The sequence below is a fragment of the Priestia endophytica genome (assembly GCF_026790145.1).
Taxonomy (GTDB): domain Bacteria; phylum Bacillota; class Bacilli; order Bacillales; family Bacillaceae_H; genus Bacillus_I; species Bacillus_I endophytica_A.
Genome location: NZ_JALAMS010000018.1, coordinates 427,143 through 447,261 on the forward strand (window position 1 = coordinate 427,143; position 20,119 = coordinate 447,261).

Genomic DNA, 20,119 nt, shown 5'->3' on the forward strand with positions numbered 1-20,119 from the left:
GGCAAGTTTATGGGAAATTGGGAGTATGATGAATTGTTCTATACGATTAAAGAATTTTATGAAGAATTTTTAGAATAAAATAGAGGATATCGATATGCTGCAGCAAGATTAGCGAATGAATTCGATAATTTAGGTAAAGTAGAAGATGTTATTGTTGATACGGCTATTGGCGAGATTGTTATGACACACGAAAAAGTATTTGTCGGAACAGTTGAAGGAACTACAAAGCGGCTAAGCTCGTTTCCGTTAGAAGAAGCTATTGGAGAGTTATCGTTAGGTGAAGTTAATGATTTATCTCAAAGAATTAGACGTGTCTTAAAAGGATTAAGGGAAGTAAAGGTTGATTATAATTCCCGTGCAGAGTAATACATAAGTGACTAAGGATTGTTAATAATGGAACGTGAACATCACAGGGTAGTTAAGGTAGAAGTTGATTATATAGAAAGGAATGTATATTAAATTGAGTAAAGCAAGCGAGATTAGTAGATTCCAAAGTGGATTCTCAGAAGAAGTCATTGAAATAGCTGCTGTGACAGGAGCATTAGGAACTAGTGCGGGAAGAGCAGGGAATGATGTGATGTGGACAGCATCCATTGAGTTAATTGCGTGGAAGACCTTACATAATGATAACCCCCCTAAAAAGGAAGAGATACGGCTTCAGTGGTTAGCAGATGATAAAGAATGGCAAGAAACAAGAAAGATGATAGAAGCCTATACAATTGTAAAATTACAAGTTCGCAGGGGGGAAAATGCAATGATGCTTGTCGACCTCTTAGACCCAGCATATAAGGATAATGAGTTGGAACATCTATTAGAAGAAGCAAAAAAGCCTGTTTATTATCATGATGAAATATTAGGAGAGTTTACCCTTGAGAAAGGTGTTAAACTTTTCGAAAAGCGCACCTCTTGGAATGACGAGGAGTGTTATCTTTATTTTGACTGGAATGAAGATTCCCCTATAATGAAGTCTGCTTTAGAAACAGCTCATACACTTTTCAACGAACAGAATGAATGGGATCGAAAGGTTAGAATGTATGCTGCTGAAGAGTTGGTTGAACTCGCAAATGACTGGCTGCAAGGAGACGATGAGGCAGAGGTAGAGGAAATTACAAAAGAAATGTTTATAAATTGTATAAAGGTCACAAGCATATCTGTTGATCCCTATGGTGATTTTACGATCTATTTTTCTGATGGAGATATGTTTGGTGGTCATTGTATTATTGTGGATGGGAATGTTAGTGGAGTTTTTAGCGGGGCTGAAATTGCAGGGTAATGATAAGAAAGCAAGTAATAAGAGCCTGGGTTGAGAAAAGTAAAATATGCTCTTATTACTTGCTTTTTGCTGAAGTAAAATTATTCATTATAATATGGTGGTTCCTCTCCTGAAATAGCATGAAGTGTCAATGAGTTTCATGAGAAGTTCCAAATTTTCCACTTTCTCCGTCTTTGCTCCATTTTTCTATAAATCTAACCGAGTATGTATTTCTTTTAATTTTCTTAGCCCTTGTTTCTCTTGTAATATGGTATCCTTTCTCTTTGGAGTCTACTGTACCAATTTTATGAGGGAATTTGCTTGTAATAGAATGATCATCTATTGCTGATTCTATTGCATCCTCTGCTGTAAATGGAGGTAGGGGCTCTGAAATAGTTGCAAAGTAAATAGCAGAACAGACAATAGGAAGTAGAGAAACAAGCAAAATGTATTTTATAGAACGGCTCTCATCCCCTTGAGTCATTTGCCAATAGTCAATAAGCGCATACAGTATGGCTATGCCAGCAATACATAGAACAACTAATGCACTTTTGGAAACCACTCCACCTGTTAAAGCTCCTACTAATCCATGCAGTATAATATAAGTGAATGAGTTCAGATTAAATTTATTCCATAAAACTTCAATAAGAACAGAAACAAGAGTAGCATAAATTAAAATAACGGCGCCTACATAAAGACCATAAACGAATAACCATAATATAAATCCTTGCGCTAATTTGTAGTCATTAACACTTGTTTCAACTGAGCGAATCATATATAGAAAAGATAATAAGCATGACACTAATAACGTCACGGAAAACGTATTAAAAACTTTCCATCTAATAATAGATTAATCCAAGACATTTTCTCTCCTTTTAAGTTCTCCTACAGGTAAAAGGGGTTTAAGGTTTAAAAGTTAATATATTAAAAAACTGAAGTTTGTGTTGAAATAGGAACCATATTGAGATCTGTTACTATAAAATTCAGAGGTCTTTATATGATTAAGGAAACCAGCTTATATATATTTAATAATTGTGCTGTCTTTTATTTTATATGGTCGGCTCTGTTGGATTCAAGTGGGCATCTTTATACAAGATGTACAGAGAGGTAAGGAATAAATTAGGCATAACGTGTTACAGTAGTGTTAGAAAAAGAAACAGGGTTTTCTATATCAAAGGTTTATAAACTCTATGAAAAATACATTTTTAAAATACTTTAAATCGGTCTATTTTTTGCAATTCTATAGGGTTTAAATTCTCTATCTCGTTACTGCACACCCCAATGAAAAAATCATTATGGAATTTGAGTGACTTGAAGTGAAAAGTATTAGAACTTACTTTGCTTTGATTTCTTAACATGATTTTTCCTTTTTCCCAGTTATCCATATCAAAACCAAAGTCAGAAAATTGAGTACTCATACCCTCCCCAGTTGTTTTAACAAAGGCTTCCTTCAAAGTCCAAACTTTAAAGAAAAAAGATAAGCGTTCTTCAAATCTTAAATCTTTATAATATAAGACTTCTTCCTGAGTAAAACAATATTTAGTTATTGATAAGTCTATTAACTGTTTTTTTTCTATATCTACTCCGATTTTTCCATGGGTTGAGATACCACAAAGAATTTTATCAGAGGAATGAGAGAAATTAAAATCTCCGTTAAATAGTTGTGGAGACGATAAGTAAGGACGCCCCTTTTCTGTTCTTTTAATTAAGAAATCAGTAGTATTTAATAATTCAGTAAAATATTTACGGATATAAAGTTGGGCTAACAAGGAACGTTGTCTATCTTCCCAATTGTGATAAGCGCTAATTTTGTCTCTTTCATATTTTGGTAAGGAATTCAACTTCTGTTGTAAAAAAGTATTTTCTAAACGATTTCCAAGTGGGATGATAATAAGCTTTGCATTTTTCATGTATGTTTTCCTTTCTTATAATAGAGGATAAATTTTAAATATAGAATAATGAAGTTAATTATCATATATTATGAATGATTAAAATTCCAAGATGAGATGCTATTTTTTAATATCAGTTTTTTCTGAATTTTATTGCATATTGTTTATTACTAAGTTAACATTAATTTGTATTAAAAGAAAATAATAGGAGAGGGAGGAATGATGAAAATCTTAAATTATATTAAAGGAATTATATTGGAAAATAGTGAAGAACTCCCCTTTTCGGGTTCAGTTTTGATTGAAAATAAACATGGTGTCTTTTTAAAAGAAGGTTTTGGATATGCTAACAGAAATGAAAAATTAGCTATTAACCCTAGTACCATATTTGCTATGGCTTCTGGGTGTAAAATTTTTACATCTGTTGCTATATCTAGGCTTGTTGAGGATGGTAAATTGACATTTGATACTTATCTGAAAGACTGTTTAGATATCGAGTTTCCCAACTTTTCTCCAGATATCACAATTCACCATCTATTAACGCATACGTCAGGTATTCCGGATTACTTTGATGAGGAAGTAATGGAAGATTTTGAGGAACTATGGCGAGAAATTCCCATGTATTCTATTACTTCTCCTAATGCTTTCTTACCCATGTTCCAAGATCATAAAATGAAATTTGAACCTGGTACTAAGTTCTCTTATAGCAATTCAGGTTTTATTGTTCTAGGACTATTAGTAGAGAAATTAGCAGGTGTATCATTTTCAGAGTATATAAAGAATCATATTTTTAAAGTTTGTGGAATGACAAATTCAGGTTATTATCGAATGGATCAGTTACCTCCAAATACAGCTTTAGGTTACATTGATGATAAAGAGAGTGGGTCTTGGAGAACGAACATTTATTCTGTTCCTGTTGTAGGAGGGCCAGACGGAGGAGCGTTTACAACGGTTGAAGATTTATCACTTTTTTGGAAAGCTCTTATGGGAGGAGAATTACTTAGTTCAGATTATCTTAATACATTATTAACACCGCATGTTAAAAGCAATGACTCTACTTCGTATGGATATGGTGTTTGGATTATGACAGAAAAAGATGAGATTTTGAAATATGCTATTTTAGGATTTGATCCAGGAGTAAGAATGCATTCTTCTGTAAATATAAAAAACAATGTTCAAACACATATTTTATCCAATATTGAGCAAAGTATTTATCCCATAGTTTCTCTTGTAGATGAGGTGTTTAATGATAACTCTAGTCATAATATAGATACTGATAGTTAGAATATTGTAATGAATTTAAGATTTCTTGGTATTCACTGAATCATTAAAATTAAAAAGGAGATATAAAATGGACAATATATCTGTGGATATGGAAAAAGAATTGCCTAAACCTATAAAAAAACACTCATTTTCAAAAGAGATTATAGGAGGAATTCGTGATTTACAAGAGAAAAACAATTGGTACAATTTCTTCGCTATAGGATTAGATTGGTTTATCATCTCTCTAGCTATTATTTTAAATTATATGATTCCCCATATTCTAATGTATCTAGTTAGTATTGTAATCATTGGTAGTCGGATGCGGGGTTTAGATATCATGATGCATGAGTCTAGTCATAAAATGCTTTTTAGAAATAAACATTTGAATAAATGGATAGCAAGTTTATTTGCAGCTTTTCCAATACTAATTTCTTATGATGCTTATTGTAAAAGCCATATGAACCATCACAGATTTTTATGGAGTGATATTGATCCTGACAAACAAAGGTATCATATAGTAGGATTAGACTCACCGCCTAAAAATAAAATTACTTTTTTTGTTAAGCATATATTAAAACCTTTATTCCTAGTACATGTACCTAACTACTTAATTGGCATGATAAAGGTGACTGCTTATGTAAAAGAAGAATCTAATTTAGACCGAATTATTCGTCTTGCATACTGGGGAATTATTATAGTAGCTTCCATCTATTTTGGTTTTTGGCAAGAGTTCATATTATATTGGGTTATACCGTTTCTGACTACTTTTCAAATTTTAAAATATTGGGCCGAAATGGCCGAACATGCCGGTCTTGAGTCTGATGAAGAGATATTTGCTTCTAGAAACTCTTTTGGAAATTGGTTTGAACGGTTCATATTACATCCTCATAGAAACTCCTATCATTTAGTACACCACTTGTTTCCAGCTGTTCCACACTACAATATTAAAAAAGCACATTTGATACTTCTGAAGGATGCTGATTATCGAAATGCACATCATTGCACAGGTTTCTTTTTAGCTTCAGCACCAGGATTTTCATCAGTCATAGATGATATTCAAGGACGAATCCCTTTTTGGAATAAAAGGAAGGGTAAGTAGTGCTACATTACATTAAAATTCCACGAAATATTTGTTCATAAACAACATTAAATTTGAAGTGCGGGTGCATTGCTATGAATAAAATCACATTTTTTTGCTTTCCTTACGCTGGCGGATCTGGTTCTATATTTCACGAATGGAAAAAACCTTTATCTGCAAATTTTGATTTAAAACCTATACATTACGCTGGTAGAGGAAAAAGGTTTAATGAACCTTTTTACAATGACATGAATGAAGCTGTAACTGATATATGTAAATTAATAAGTTCACAGCTAGATGACAATGATTATATGTTTTTTGGTCATAGTATGGGTGGATTAATTGCATATGAAGTGTGTAGAAATTTGATTGAAAATGGTTATAAACCACCCCTTGATATGTTTATATCAGGTATTAAACCTCCAGATATGATTAGAATGCGTAAGATACATAATTTACCTGATTTGAAGTTTAGAAAAGAATTGAAAAAGTTAAATGGAACGCCTAGAGAAGTATTTGAAAATAAACAGTTGATGGATATATTCATTCCCATTTTAAGAGCGGACTTTAAATTAATTGAAGAATATAAGTTTGAATCAATGAACAGTAAAATAACATCTAACATTACTGTAATGTATGGCACAGAAGATAACATGACAAAGGAAGAAATGATGAGATGGTCCAATTTCACAACTAAGAAAATGCAAATTTGTAGATTTCAAGGGGGGCATTTTTTTATCAACGATAAATTTTTTGAAGTGATAGATTATATTAATCAAAAAATTGTTAGAGGAGAAGATTGTTATGAATAGTACATCCTTCGATACCAGTCAAAAGTTCAATGACGGAGAAAGATATTGGCTTAATAAACTTACAGACGATATTAATATGAGTAGTTTTTCATATTATCGAAATTCAAATTATACGAATGAAGCAGGTGAATTCCGATATACAATGCCTGCAAACATTTCTGCGGGACTAATGAAAATGAGTAACCACTCCGAATACGGCATATATATACTTCTAATGTGTGGGATAAAATATCTTTTGTCTATATATACACGTTCCAACGATATTTGTATCGGTACTCCTGTAGTAAATTCACCTGGTAGCACAACTACGCATAATCAATTGTTAATCCTTCGAAGTAAAATTGAAGAAAAAATGACAGTTAAAGACCTTTTGTTATCTATTAAAGAGGAAATTTATAATTCTAACAATAACCAACATGTATCAATTAGTACAGTAAAGGAGCATATAGGATTACATGCAAGTCCGCGCACAATTGTAAGTCTAAAAAATATCAACAGCAGTCACATAGATACTTCGATTTATCCGGACACTTCTTTTCAATTTGATATTAATGAAGTAGAAATTAGTTGCAATATTGAATATAAAGGAAATAGTAGGGAAAGCATTGATAGACTGTGTAAGCAGTTGAATAGATTTTTTCAAGCAGTTGTTGAGAATCCTAATCGGAATATTTATAGTATTGAAATCACATCGCCTCAAGAAAAAGAAATGATGAGTCATATATTTAATGACACAAGTCGAACTGTATCTCGTAATACAGTAATCGAAATGTTCGAATCACAAGTTTTGAAAAATCCTAAATCCGTGGCAGTAGTCTTTAAAGACAAGGAAATGACATATCAAGAGTTAAACAATAAAGCAAATATATTAGCAAATAGGTTAATAAAAGAGGGAGTGAAGGAAGGCTGTATAGTAGGTCTAGTTTTAGATAGGTGTTTAGAGCTCCCTATCGTGACTTTAGGTATTTTAAAAACTGGTGCAGCTTATATGCCAATAGATCCTAATTATCCAAATGAACGTATAAAATCGTTAATTTATAATTCTAAGCTAAGTTATCTTGTGAAAAAAAGTAGTGATTTAAATAACTTAACTTTAAATGTAAAACATTGCGATATAGACAAAGTTTTAAATGAAAGTTCGGATGCTGAAGCAGAAAAAAATCCAGTGGTGAATGTCTCACCTCATGGTTTAATGTACGTTCTATATACTTCTGGTAGTACAGGTGAACCTAAAGGAGTGATGATTAAAAAAGATTCCTTTTTGAATCTGTTAACTTGGTATACAGAAGAATTTGATATGAACCAGAATGATAATATTTTGTTGATTGCTCCTATAAGTTTTGACACTTCTCATAAAAACATCTTTGCCCCCTTAGTTTTAGGCGGTTGTTTACATATATTCGAACCAGGTGCCTATGACTATAACAATATGTCTAACTATATTCAAAAAAGTAAAATTACAATTATAAATTGTACACCAAGTGGCTTTTATCCTATCGTCTCTTATAATGAAGAAACCAACTTTTCTAGGTTAACTTCTTTAAGGTATGCTTTTCTTGGAGGAGAATCTATTAACACTAAGAAAATCAAACCTTTACTTGAACACAGTGAAAATAAATGTGAGTTAGTGAATACTTATGGACCAACAGAATGCACTGATATAGCATGCTCTTATCGAATTAATACCCAAGATATACAAAAAACAAATATTCCTATAGGAAAACCTATAACCAATACGGAGTTATTTATTGTAGATAAAAACATGAATCTTTTACCACTAGGTGTTGTAGGAGAAGTGCTAATTAGCGGGGCGGGTGTTTCATTAGGTTATAATAATTCCCCAACGTTAAACAACGAAAAATTTAGTGAATTTCCTTTAGGTACAGGAAAAAGTGCTTATAAAACAGGAGATCTAGCTCGATGGTTACCAGATGGAAACATTGAGTTTATTGGAAGACAAGATAATCTAACAAAAATTAGAGGATATCGTATAGAAGTAAGTGAGGTTGAAAACTACTTAACAAAGCACCAAGATGTGGATGAAGCAGTAGTGATTGCTATAGACGATGCATCTGGTTCAAAGGCGCTAAGTGCTTATTTTACATCATCAAAGCCTCTCTCTTATCCAAGTTTGAGAAAGTTCTTACTGGAGAACATTCCAGAGTTTATGGTGCCTTCATATTTTACTCGTATGGAAAAGCTTCCATTAAATCAGAATGGAAAAGTAGATAGAAAGAGTCTCCCAACGCCAAACATTAAAATTACAAATAATTTATTATATACTGCACCTGAAACGAGAACGGAAATTTATATTGCTGAAATTTGGGAAGAAATCCTGGGAGTAAAGAACATAGGCTCTATGGATGATTTTTTTGAATTAGGAGGACATTCTTTAAAGGCAGCTTCTATCATTTTAAAAGTTAATCATAAGTTGGGAATAGATTTGCAAATAAGTGATATTTTTAGTAATCCGACGATAAAAGGGCTAGCAGATTTAGCAAGTAATGAAAGACACCAAGAAATACAAAGCATTTCTAGGACTGCCCCGAGAGATTATTATCCAGTATCTTTTCAGCAAAAAAGGCTATTTGTATTATGGCAACTAAATAAAGAATCTACTGCATACAACTTACCTTCAGCAACTATTTTAAAAGGACAGATAGAAAAAAGTTTACTAACAAAGTCTCTTCGATTTATGGTAAGTAAACATGAAGCGTTAAGAACCTCTTTTTCATTTAAGAACGCGAATCTTGTTCAAAAAATTAACCAAGAGATTACTATTGATATAGAATTTATAGAAAACTTTGAGGGGAATTTAGACAATCAACTCAAAGAATTCATTAAACCTTTTGATTTAGAAAGTGGCCCTGTATTTCGAGTGAAAATAATACGATTGAGTGGAAATAAACATCTTTTATTCACTGATGTTCACCACATAGTTTTTGATGGTATTTCAATGAAAATTGTTATGCAAGATTTTATAAATTACTACAATAATCATCAATCTATAAAAACTGAGCAAAATTTAACATACAAAGACTATGCAGTGTGGCAAGAAAGTTATGTACAAACAGAGAAATTTAAAGAAAGTGAACAATACTGGTTAAATAAATTTAATGATTATAATCCCACCTCAGGACTAAACACAGACTATCTTCGTCCTGCAACCCCAGATCTTTTAGGAGACCAATTACTATTAAATATAGAACCTCAATTAGCATATAGGCTGAAACAACTAGCGGTAGATAATAGAACTACTCTGTATACGTTAATGTTAACAGCTTTAAATGTATTAATTTATAAATATACCGGAGAGAATGACATTACAATTGGTACGCCAACAGCAGGCAGATTTCATTCGGGTTTGGAGAATATAGTAGGTATGTTTGTAAATACTTTAGCCCTCAGAAACCATCTTGATGAAAATCAGTCGTTCACACATCTTTTAGAAGATGTAAAGGAAAACGTAATTAAGAGCATAAAATATGAAGATTATCCTTTTGAATTGTTAGTAGATCGGTTAAAAATATCAAGGCAAACAGGAAGAAACCCATTGTTTGATATTATATTCTCTTTGGAGAATATTGAATTGGAAGATGGTGTAGATGAAAACGGGCTTTTAAATTACTCCAACTACCCTTTAGATAGTGGAATGTCTCAATTTGATATGTCTATTGATGTGTATGTTCAAGAAGGAAAAATGGAGATAAAGTTCAAGTATGCATCACAGCTCTTTAAAAGAGAAACAGTAGAGAGTTTAGCTCATCATTTTGGTCAATTGCTCAACAAGGTGACTGAAAATGCAGATGAAAAAATAAAAAATATAAATATTCTATCTTCAGAAGAAGAATATAAACTATTAACTGATTTTAACAATACACATTCGTATTATAAATGTAGCTCTCTTCAAGAACTATTTGAAAGACAATGTATGAATACACCAAATGCTACAGCACTTGTATACAATGGACAAAGCATTAGTTTTAGTGAATTAGATAGGAAATCAAATCAATTGGCACGATATCTAAGAAAGCAAGGCGTAGAGAGGGAAAATGTGATAGGAATTAGTTCTCTCCCTAACGTTGAATCGATAGTTGGCATACTTAGTATACTCAAGGCTGGAGGAGCATACCTTCCTATCGATCCAAAGTTTCCAGAAGAGCATACTAAGTATCTTATGAAAGATAGCGGATGTAAGTTTGTACTTGCAGAAAATAGTTCATCTAAACAGTTTTTAATAGATACTAAGGTTTTAGAATTAAATCCTAAAACTTATGTAGCTGAAGATAACAGTAGATTAAACTTTATGAACGAACCTAGTGATTTAGCCTATGTGATATATACATCAGGAACAACAGGTAATCCAAAAGGTGTAATGATAGAACATCAAAATATTGTTAATCAACTAGAGGGATTAAAAGATAGTTTACCTATAGAACCTGGTTTACATCATCTGTTATTAGCAAAGTTTAATTTTGATGCCGCTGTTCAGCAAATTTTCCTTCCGTTGGTATCAGGGGGGATATTATTTATACCAGAGAATCAGGTAATAGCTCATCCAGAAGAACTATGGAATTATATTGTCCAAAATAAAATAGACGTTTTAGATACAGTTCCTAGTCATATAAGTGTTTTTATGAAATGGATCGATGCTCACTACTTTTTGAAATTGGTAATACTAGGAGGAGAAGTACTACCAAAGAAAACATGCTATGAGTTGTTGGAAAATTGCAACATCGGAGATTTAATAAATATTTATGGACCAACAGAAACAGCCGTCAATGCAACCTATTATACTTGCAAAAAAGATAACGAAGCCTCCATTCCTATTGGAAAGCCTTTGAGAAATTATAAAACCTATATTGTTGATAAAAATTTTTCTCCGGTACCTATCGGTGTAATAGGAGAGTTATGTATTGCAGGTAGTGGAGTTGGTAGAGGATATATTGGTAAAGAAGATCTGACAAAGAATAAATTCATTCTAAATCCATTCAATCCTGTAGAAGAAAGAATGTATCGTACTGGGGATCTAGCGAAATGGCTTCCGAATGGAGATATTGAGTATGTTGGACGGTTAGATCAGCAAGTTAAAATAAAAGGCATACGAATTGAGCCAAACGAAGTTAGAACGGTCTTACTTGAACATCCTAATATTGTTGAAGCAGCAGTCGTAGCCAAAAAAAATTCAAATCAAAACGATTATTTTTTATGTGCGTATGTAACGTCAAAAGAAAATATATCTAGTACAACTCTCCGAACATTTTTAAAGGAGAATTTACCCGATTATATGATTCCTGCGTATTTTGTAAGACTAGATAAAATGCCCTTGATGAGTAACGATAAGTTGGATTTAAAATACTTGATGGAGAGAAAGGATGAAAAATACCTTGCTTCAGAACTAGAATATGAATCTCCTTCTACAGAAATTGAGAAAATTATTTCTAGAGTATGGAGGGAAGTATTATGTCTTGAAGAAATCAGCCGGCATGATCATTTCTTCGAATTGGGTGGGAACTCCTTAAATGTAGTCCAAGTAAATGAAAAATTGAAGGAAGAGTTAAATATGGAGATAAATATCGTTACTCTTTTCCGATACGATACCATTTACTCGTTAGCAAAGGAGCTGTATGAACAGGAGGAGGAAAAAGAAAGAGGAGACGAACCAAATAGAGCACTTATACGTGAAAGTTCTAGAGATAGATTACTGAAAAGAAGATCAAGAAAGAGGGAATGAGAATGGATTGGAGATTGCAATTATAGGAATGTCTTGTAGATTTCCCGGAGGGGATGATATAGATTCCTTTTGGAAAAATTTAAATGAATGAAACATTCCACCTATATAATCCTGAACATATTAGCTTTTCGGATATATTAACGGCACTCGATTCGAATTTTGACGTTAAAGAAACGTCTCTTGAAAATTTTATTGACTATATATTTGATAAAGAAAACGAAGCAAAATATAGATTCCACCTTGACAATCTACAATTACATGGTATTGGAAGTGACTTATCTTTTAACGAGGATATAAATGAAACAATATTTCACATTACTTCTAAAAAAAATAATATGTTATTAGAAATGAATGGATTTAAATGGAAGGGAATAGAGAGTTACCTAATAGAAAAAATGATGAATACGAATAAAAAAATCAACTTGTCCCCTAACTAATTTTAGAAATGTGGTGATGATATGAAAGAACGAGAACTTTTTCACCTATCACATCCTCAAAAAAGGATATGGTATATAGAGAAAATTAATCCAGGTCAATCAGTTCACAATATTGGAGGAGTAGTTAAAATTAAAGGGAAAGTAGATTTTACTTCCCTTAGCTCCTCAATAAATTTTTTTATAGAAACTAACAGTGGGATACGTCATCGTTTTATAGAAAAAGAAGACAATATAAATCAATACATTAAAGAATATCAACATTCTTCTTTTCCACTTCATGAGTTTAATAATGATGAAGAATTAGATCAGTGGGTCAAGCAGCAATCTAGTATTCCCTTTAATTTATATGATAGTGATTTATACGAATTTCATATATTTACTCTTAAAGATAGTAAGGAGAGCGGATACTTTATAAAGGTTCATCATATAGTTTCCGATGGATGGTCAATGAATATAATGACTAAAGATATAGCAGAACATTATGTGAATCTTACTAACAATGTGATCGTCTCTCCGCCAAATCGAACGGAATATAACTATTTTTTAGAAAAGGAAAAAGAATATATCTCATCTAAACTTTTTTTTAGAAATAAAAAATTTTGGAATAACAAGTTTACTCCGCTACCAGACAGAAATGAAAAAATAGAATTAAGTAGCGCTGAAGGAAGGAGGCGGTCATACGAGCTCTCATATAATCAATCTGAAAAGATAAAGAGATTCGTACAAAAAATAGGTGTTTCTGAATACTCTTTCTTTGTAGCCCTTTATTATATATATATGCATAAAACAGCGAGAGAACGTGATATAACGATAGGAATGCCTGTATTAAATCGTTTTGGTAAGAAAGAGAAGGATATTGTGGGAATGGTAGCTAGTACTATGCCTTTTAGATACACAATAGAAGATTACTTATCTATTGAAGAGTTTTTCATAGATATAAATAGAAATTTGACTCATTGCTACTTTAACCAAAAGTACCCATATGATTTACTCGTTCAAGATTTGGAACTTAAGAAAAAAGCATATGGTGACCTTTTCGGGACATGCATTAATTACTATAACACAAACCTTCCAACGAACTTAGACGGATTACAGATAGAAAATAAAGAACTTTATAATGGTAAACAAATATATGATTTACAAATGGTTATTAGATCATGGTCTGAGGGCATATTTAATTTGGATTTAGATTATAAAGTTCATAAATATAGTGATACTCAGATAGATATGATGTTCAAATCTATACTCTTTATTATAGATCAAATAATTGATTCACCTCAAAAAACTATTAATGACATTGAAGTTATTCCACATTTGATAAAGAATAAAATGTTGCATGAATATAATGAGACGGTAGTGAAATATCCACAAAGTAAAACAATTTATGAGCTGTTTGAAAGACAAGTTAAGGCCTCTCCAGAAGAAGTAGCATTAGATATGAAAGGAGAGAAAATCACTTATAGAGAATTAAATTGTAAATCAAATCAACTCGCGAGATATTTGATTAAGTCAGGTGTTACCCGTAACAATATAATAGGTATTCTAATGAAACATTCAATAGAAACCATCATAGGAATTATAGCTGTCCTTAAAACAGGGAGCGCTTATCTACCCATCGATTTTACATTTCCGTCTAAACGGATTAACTATATGATAGAAGATTCTAAGTTATCTTTTATACTAACTAACCTAAATGTAGATAAATTGGACATTTCTGAACAAATCAATATAGTTAATGTAAATTCAAAAGAAATTTACATAGGAAACGCTGAAAATTTACATGTAAGTGTGGATTCTCAGGATCTTGCATATATCATTTACACTTCTGGATCTACTGGGAAACCAAAAGGAACTATGGTGACTCACCAAGGTTTGGTTAACTATACTACTTGGGCTGTAAAAGAGTATATTGGGTTTAATAAAGAGGTTTTTCCTTTGTACTCTTCTATTTCGTTTGACCTTACAATAACATCAATATTTCCTCCGCTGATATCTGGTAATCAAATTGTTATTTATCCACAAAATGAGGATGAATATGTATTACATCAGGTTATTAAAGATAAAAAAGCAACCATAATTAAATTAACACCCTCACATTTGACACTTTTATTAGATTTAGATACAAACTACTCAACTATAAAAACAATGATTGTAGGAGGAGAAAATTTTTCTACAAGTTTGGCAATAGCAATTCAAAAAAAGTTCGGACCCTCTGCTAAAATATTTAACGAATATGGACCAAGTGAAACTGTAGTAGGATGTATGATTCATGAATTTAACGTTGTTCAAGATAAAGGAACTTCTGTCCCCATTGGAAAACCAATACAAAATACTCAAATATACCTCCTAGATTCTAACCTTCAGCCTGTGCCAATGGGAGAGAAAGGAGAAATATATATATCAGGTGTTGGAGTCTCTAAAGGATACTTAAATAGGAGTGAATTAACAGAAGAACGTTTTATAAATAATCCTTTTTCTGATAACAATCGTATGTATAAAACAGGTGATTTAGCTAAATTCATTGATTTATACACAGTAGAGTATTTGGGCAGAGAAGATGATCAAATTAAACTTCAAGGATTTAGAATTGAAAGAGCTGAAATAGAAAACCTACTACTACAGTATCCCGAAATAAAAGATACTGTAGTGATCGATTTTGAAGATCAAAACCATTATAGATATCTGTGTGCCTATTTTACTGCAAAGTCTCAGTTATCCTCTGCTGATTTAGTTGAGTTTTTAGAGACACGTTTACCTACGTATATGATTCCTTCTTATTATATACAACTAGACGAAATACCGCTCACTGTAAATGGAAAGGTAGATAGACAAGCATTGCCAAAGGTTAAGAACTACAGTAACAATACCTCTAATAATATAGAGAGTAGTGAGGCCTTTTTAAATACTGTCTGCGACATATTAAATGTAGAAAATGTTGAAATGACAGATAATTTTTACTACTTAGGTGGAGATTCTATCAAAGCCATACAACTATCTTCTAAGTTAAGTGAAAAAGGGTTAGCAATAAAAATAAAGGACATTTTAGCAAACCCAATTATGAAAGATATGTTATTACATTTAGAAAAAACTAAGAAGAGTTTAAATTATAATTCTTCCCCATGTTATGGAGAGTTGTTACCACTTCCAGCTCATTCTTGGTTTCTTGAGAGACAATTAGACAACATTAATCACTATACACAATCTGTACTATTAAACTTAACAAGTACAGAAAACATGCAATTATTAATACCAGCTATACAATATGTTGCAAATAGACATGATTCCTTCCGATTAAATTATGATGAGAAAAAAAACACCTTCTATTTTAATGATAATTATATAGAACAAAAACTAGATATTGAAACTCATAATTTAAAAGATTTGTCTGTGGATATGCAAATGAAAAGAGTAGTAGAAATTGGAGAAATAGCGAAAAAAACTATAGATATTACGAAAGACTTTCTGTTTAAAGTGCTCATCTTTCAATTAGGAAACCAGAACGTGAAGATTCTTCTTATAGCACATCATATAGCTGTTGATGGAGTTTCATGGAGGATCATTCTGGAAGAGATTTATAAAGTTCATAAGCAACTTGAAAGTGGTAAAAAAGCTTTTTTACCGCAAGTTAGTAATAATATTCAAGAGTGGGCTTCACATTTAAAATTATATAGTGAAAACGTATCGCAAGAAGAAAAAGCATACTGGAGTGGAGTTTACACAAGTAAAGCATACAATCAACAAATAAATGATTTTAACCTAGGTAAAGATTTATTAGAGGATTGTGAGATCGTAACCGAGAGTTTAGCAGAGAGTACTACTTTTCAATTATTAAATAGGGCAAATGAAACCTACAATACGAAAGCTTCTGAATTAATGATAATTGCCCTATCAACTGCTTTATCGAAATATATACGTGAAGAAGATGTAGTAATAGAAATAGAGGGGCATGGTCGTGAAGAAATTTCAGAAAAGATTGATGTGTCTAATACAGTAGGATGGTTTACTAGCCTCTATCCGGTTGTATTAAACGTTAAAGAAGATAATTTACGAGATAACATTAAGAACTTAAAAGAACAACTCCGCAATGTTCCAAATAAAGGAATGAGTCATGGGGTACTAAAATATTTATCTGAAGAAATGAACTTTCATCCTAAAAAGTTAATTCGTTTCAATTATCTTGGTGATTTTGATTCTATCTTCTCTAATAAGTTATTTAATTTTACAGAGGAAGAATCGGGCGCAGAAAATAGTAAGATTAACGAGCTCGATAGTTTAATAGACATTAATAGCTATGTATTCAATAAAAAGCTTATATTCTTGTTTACTTATAGTCGTAAAAAGTTCAAATCTACATCAATTCGTAAATTCATTGAAAAATACGTAAAGGAATTGAATGAGATAATTTCACACTGTTGCTCTATTGATAATAGAGATTTTACACCATCTGACTTCGATACTATTGACCTTTCTAATAAGGATCTTGAAAGTATATTCAATATGGAATGAGAAAGGATAGATAATAATGAAGTTAAAGGTGTTTATAATCTTTCTCGTTTTTCTTTTTCATACCTTATCAATTGTTCCATATCAGGGAGTTAAGGCTGCTGATAATTATGCAATACATGAGAAACGTCTGGATTCTTTTATAGAGGAGCAAATGGATGAAGGTAAGATTCCGGGTTTGTCTATAGTAATTGTTCATGGTAAGAACGTAATTTATCAAAAAGGTTTTGGTTATGCGAATGTGGAAACAAAAACGCCTGTTACAAAAAATACGTTATTTGAAATTGGATCAAACAGTAAAGCCTTTACCTCTTTAGCTGTACATCAACTAGCCGAGCAGGGGAAAATTAAATTAGATGATCCTGTAAAGAAGTATCTACCATGGTTTGATATGAAATATGAAGGTGAATATAAGGGGGAAAAGGTTGATAGAGAAGTGGACATAACTATAAATCAACTTCTATTTCATACAAGTGGCATACCTTTTCCTACTGTGAAAGACATACCTGAATCTACGAAGGATACAGCTCTGGAAACTACAGTTAAACATCTAAGGAATCAAAAACTTAACACATATCCAGGTGAAAGTTTTGAGTATGCTAGTATGAACTATAATATTTTAGGGTTAGTCATTCAAGAGGTTACAGGGCAGTCATTTGAAACGTATATGGATAACAGTATTTTGGGGACTCTTGGATTAGATAATACTTTTTTAGTTGGAAATAAAGTACACGAAAAAGAGATGGCGCAAGGCTACAAAATGGGTTTTCTAAAGCCACTTAAGTTTGATGCACCTACTTATAGAGGGAACACTCCAGCAGGATACTTTACCTCTAATGGAGTAGATATGGCTAAATGGTTAAAGTTACAATTAGGGACTCTTGATACAACACCGAACATTGAGCAATCAATAAAAGAAACACATATACCGAATAGGTCTATCCCTCCTTCAAGTGATGGAACTTCTTATGCTGGGGGATGGGAGGTTGCTCAAAAAGGTAGTGGTGAGTTTTCGCATACAGGTAGTAATCCTAACTTCTCCTCATTTGCAGTATTCCGTCCTGGTGAAGAATTAGGTGTAGCTGTAATGGCTAATATAAACTCAGATATAGTACAAAATATAGGACAAGGATCACTAGATATACTTTTAGAAAAAGAAGCAGTAATGGAAACTAAAGATATTTATAAAACAGTAGATGCTTTCTCATTTACGCTTCTATTATTCCTTATTCCTTTTATAGTTAGCACCTGTTACTTCTTATTTACTTTTATTATGCAATTGATAAGAAAAGAGAGAGTTCTTGAAGCATCCAGAATGAAGAGGCTTGGTGTTCCTTCTGCTACATTAGTATTCTTGCTCTTAGAAATCTATGCAATTATGGCTTTTCCTTCAGTTTTCTTTAATGGGGTTGATTGGGGATTTATCGATGTTTGGGCACCTGTCACAATGAAATTTGCTACTATTGCTATCTTTATAGGAAGTGTTCTATTTTGTCTATATTTATCTTTAACAATCATATTTCCTTCAAAAAAGAACAATAAAAATTTCTTTTCTCTTTTGATATTAAGTGTTATAAGTGGTTTTGGAAATGCGGTAGTTATATTCATAATAAATGAATCATTAAACCAAACCGATCACTCTAGAACTAAATTAGCTATCTATTTTGGCTTGGGAATCTTTGTGTATGTTTTGACTCAGAAGGTTGTTCGAACCCATTTAATAACTCTTACAAACCATTTCATTTATCAAAAAAGAACTGAATTGTTAGATAAGATTCTAAACACTCCCTACGAGACAGTAGAAAAGATGGAAACAGAAAAAATCCAATCAACATTAAATAATGATACTGAATCAATAAGTAATCATGCTCCATCTATTATTACTGGTATTACAGATTCAATTACGTTAGTTTGTTGTTTAGTATACCTCGGGGTCATTAACATCTATGGATTACTATTATCAATAGGAGTCATACTTGTTGCAGCAACTTTCTATTACTTTGCCGGACAATCTGCAAATAAATTGTGGGAGCAAACAAGGAACATACAGAACATATTCTTTAAATTTATTAATGATCTAACAGGGGGATTTAAAGAGTTAAATATCGATAAAAATAAAAGAATTGCGTTTAGAAACGATATGGAAGGTACTTGTCATCAATACAACATTAAGCGAACAAAGGGAGGCCTTAAGTTTGCTAATGTTTTTATTATAGGAGAGCTGTTATTTGTTGTAGTAATTGGAGCTATTACTTTCTTATTTCCACTCCTATTTAGTAATGTGCAAAGTGAACTCCTTAGAAGCTATGTTTTTGTATTTCTTTATATGACAGGACCTATACACAGCATACTTAACGCTATACCTAACGCAATTCAAATGAAAATTAACTGGAAACGTATTAACAACTTTTCTAACCAGTTGGACAACCCGGAAAGTCGAGTTAGTAGATCAATAGATAAATTTCAAAGTGCTTCCAATGTGAAGTTGAATGTTGATAGTGTTGAATATACGTATGAAAGTAGTGACGGAGACTCATTTGAAGTAGGGCCCATAACCTGTGAGTTTAAATCAGGACAGATAACCTTTATTACAGGAGGGAATGGAAGCGGTAAGTCTACTTTAGCAAAACTTATCTCAGGTCTTTATTCTCCTACAAGAGGAAAGATAAAGGTGAATAATCAAGAGGTTGATACAGAGGAATTGAGTGCGTTATACGCTGCAATATTCAGTGACTACTATTTATTTCAAAGGATTTATGGGATTGATTGTAGTAAAGAAGAAGCCGCTATTAAGGAATACTTGAACATATTAGATATAGAAGAAAAGGTTGATGTTAGAGGTGGAAAGCTCAGTACTACAAAGCTTTCAACAGGACAAAGAAAGCGAATTGCTCTACTTATTAGCTATCTTGAGGACAAAGAAATTTATTTGTTCGATGAGTGGGCAGCCGATCAAGATCCTGGATTTAGGCACTTTTTTTATACGAACCTTCTTCCCGAATTAAAAAAGAAAGGGAAATGTATTATAGCCATTACACATGATGACCGCTATTTTAATGTTGCTGATCAGCTTATAAAGATGGAAAGAGGCCAAATCATGCAAGAGGAAGAGTCAAGGAGCAAAAGTAAATTTAGTTATTAGGGGGAATTGACT

11 protein-coding genes and 1 pseudogene are annotated in these 20,119 nt (G+C 32.1%); 10 read left to right on the forward strand and 2 right to left on the reverse strand.

From position 1 onward, the window contains the following. The first annotated feature begins 9 nt into the window (after positions 1-9). Both MOC86_RS15895 and MOC86_RS15900 read left to right on the forward strand, forming a co-directional pair. Positions 10-366: pseudogene (locus MOC86_RS15895) on the forward strand (Imm3 family immunity protein). Between the two features lie 82 nt (positions 367-448). Next, positions 449-1,273, forward strand: coding sequence for a DUF2262 domain-containing protein (locus MOC86_RS15900; protein ID WP_268585032.1), 825 nt, complete (start codon positions 449-451; stop codon positions 1,271-1,273). 127 nt (positions 1,274-1,400) lie between these two features. On the opposite strand, the gene MOC86_RS15905 is transcribed toward MOC86_RS15900, so the two are convergent. Together MOC86_RS15905 and MOC86_RS15910 are read right to left on the reverse strand one after the other, a co-directional pair. Further along, the gene (locus MOC86_RS15905) at positions 1,401-2,054 is read right to left on the reverse strand and encodes a hypothetical protein (RefSeq protein ID WP_268585033.1); all 654 of its coding nucleotides are present in this window, start codon (positions 2,052-2,054) and stop codon (positions 1,401-1,403) included. 403 nt (positions 2,055-2,457) lie between these two features. Continuing rightward, positions 2,458-3,162: a 4'-phosphopantetheinyl transferase family protein gene (locus tag MOC86_RS15910; protein WP_268585034.1), complete on the reverse strand. Its 705-nt coding sequence runs from the start codon at positions 3,160-3,162 to the stop codon at positions 2,458-2,460. Positions 3,163-3,363: 201 nt separating this feature from the next. On the opposite strand from MOC86_RS15910, the gene MOC86_RS15915 reads away from it, so the two are divergent. The 8 genes from MOC86_RS15915 to MOC86_RS15945 all read left to right on the forward strand — a co-directional run bounded on the left by MOC86_RS15915 (position 3,364) and on the right by MOC86_RS15945 (position 20,107). Next, positions 3,364-4,422, forward strand: a complete 1,059-nt coding sequence (locus MOC86_RS15915) for a serine hydrolase domain-containing protein (protein ID WP_268585088.1) — start codon at positions 3,364-3,366, stop codon at positions 4,420-4,422. Between the two features lie 67 nt (positions 4,423-4,489). Further along, the gene (locus tag MOC86_RS15920) at positions 4,490-5,500 is read left to right on the forward strand and encodes a fatty acid desaturase family protein (protein WP_268585035.1); all 1,011 of its coding nucleotides are present in this window, start codon (positions 4,490-4,492) and stop codon (positions 5,498-5,500) included. A gap of 74 nt (positions 5,501-5,574) precedes the next feature. After that, entirely contained in the window at positions 5,575-6,291 is a 717-nt protein-coding gene (locus tag MOC86_RS15925; RefSeq protein ID WP_268585036.1) for a thioesterase II family protein, read from the forward strand. After that, positions 6,284-12,025 (forward strand): non-ribosomal peptide synthetase, encoded by a 5,742-nt coding sequence (locus MOC86_RS15930; protein ID WP_268585037.1) that lies wholly within the window; start codon positions 6,284-6,286, stop codon positions 12,023-12,025. The genes MOC86_RS15925 and MOC86_RS15930 overlap by 8 nt, the downstream gene beginning before the upstream one ends. Positions 12,026-12,053: 28 nt before the next feature. Next, complete coding sequence (locus MOC86_RS27500) at positions 12,054-12,116, forward strand: hypothetical protein (RefSeq protein ID WP_419146650.1); 63 nt, start codon at positions 12,054-12,056, stop codon at positions 12,114-12,116. Continuing rightward, the gene (locus tag MOC86_RS15935; protein WP_268585038.1) at positions 12,109-12,462 is read left to right on the forward strand and encodes a hypothetical protein; all 354 of its coding nucleotides are present in this window, start codon (positions 12,109-12,111) and stop codon (positions 12,460-12,462) included. Before MOC86_RS27500 ends, MOC86_RS15935 begins: the two co-directional genes overlap by 8 nt. Before the next feature lie 21 nt (positions 12,463-12,483). Continuing rightward, positions 12,484-16,968, forward strand: a complete 4,485-nt coding sequence (locus MOC86_RS15940; RefSeq protein ID WP_268585039.1) for an amino acid adenylation domain-containing protein — start codon at positions 12,484-12,486, stop codon at positions 16,966-16,968. A gap of 16 nt (positions 16,969-16,984) precedes the next feature. After that, entirely contained in the window at positions 16,985-20,107 is a 3,123-nt protein-coding gene (locus tag MOC86_RS15945; protein WP_268585040.1) for a cyclic peptide export ABC transporter, read from the forward strand. The last annotated feature ends 12 nt before the right edge of the window (positions 20,108-20,119 follow it).

Excerpts from the sequence above, each read along its gene's own strand:
- MOC86_RS15900 (WP_268585032.1), top strand. The coding sequence starts at position 449 with ATGTATATTAAATTGAGTAAAGCAAGCGAGATTAGTAGATTCCAAAGT.
- MOC86_RS15935 (WP_268585038.1), top strand. The coding sequence starts at position 12,109 with ATGAATGAAACATTCCACCTATATAATCCTGAACATATTAGCTTTTCG.
- MOC86_RS15940 (WP_268585039.1), top strand. The coding sequence starts at position 12,484 with ATGAAAGAACGAGAACTTTTTCACCTATCACATCCTCAAAAAAGGATA.
- MOC86_RS15930 (WP_268585037.1), top strand. The coding sequence starts at position 6,284 with ATGAATAGTACATCCTTCGATACCAGTCAAAAGTTCAATGACGGAGAA.
- MOC86_RS15910 (WP_268585034.1), bottom strand. The coding sequence starts at position 3,162 with ATGAAAAATGCAAAGCTTATTATCATCCCACTTGGAAATCGTTTAGAA.
- MOC86_RS15945 (WP_268585040.1), top strand. The coding sequence starts at position 16,985 with ATGAAGTTAAAGGTGTTTATAATCTTTCTCGTTTTTCTTTTTCATACC.
- MOC86_RS15920 (WP_268585035.1), top strand. The coding sequence starts at position 4,490 with ATGGACAATATATCTGTGGATATGGAAAAAGAATTGCCTAAACCTATA.
- MOC86_RS15925 (WP_268585036.1), top strand. The coding sequence starts at position 5,575 with ATGAATAAAATCACATTTTTTTGCTTTCCTTACGCTGGCGGATCTGGT.
- MOC86_RS15915 (WP_268585088.1), top strand. The coding sequence starts at position 3,364 with ATGAAAATCTTAAATTATATTAAAGGAATTATATTGGAAAATAGTGAA.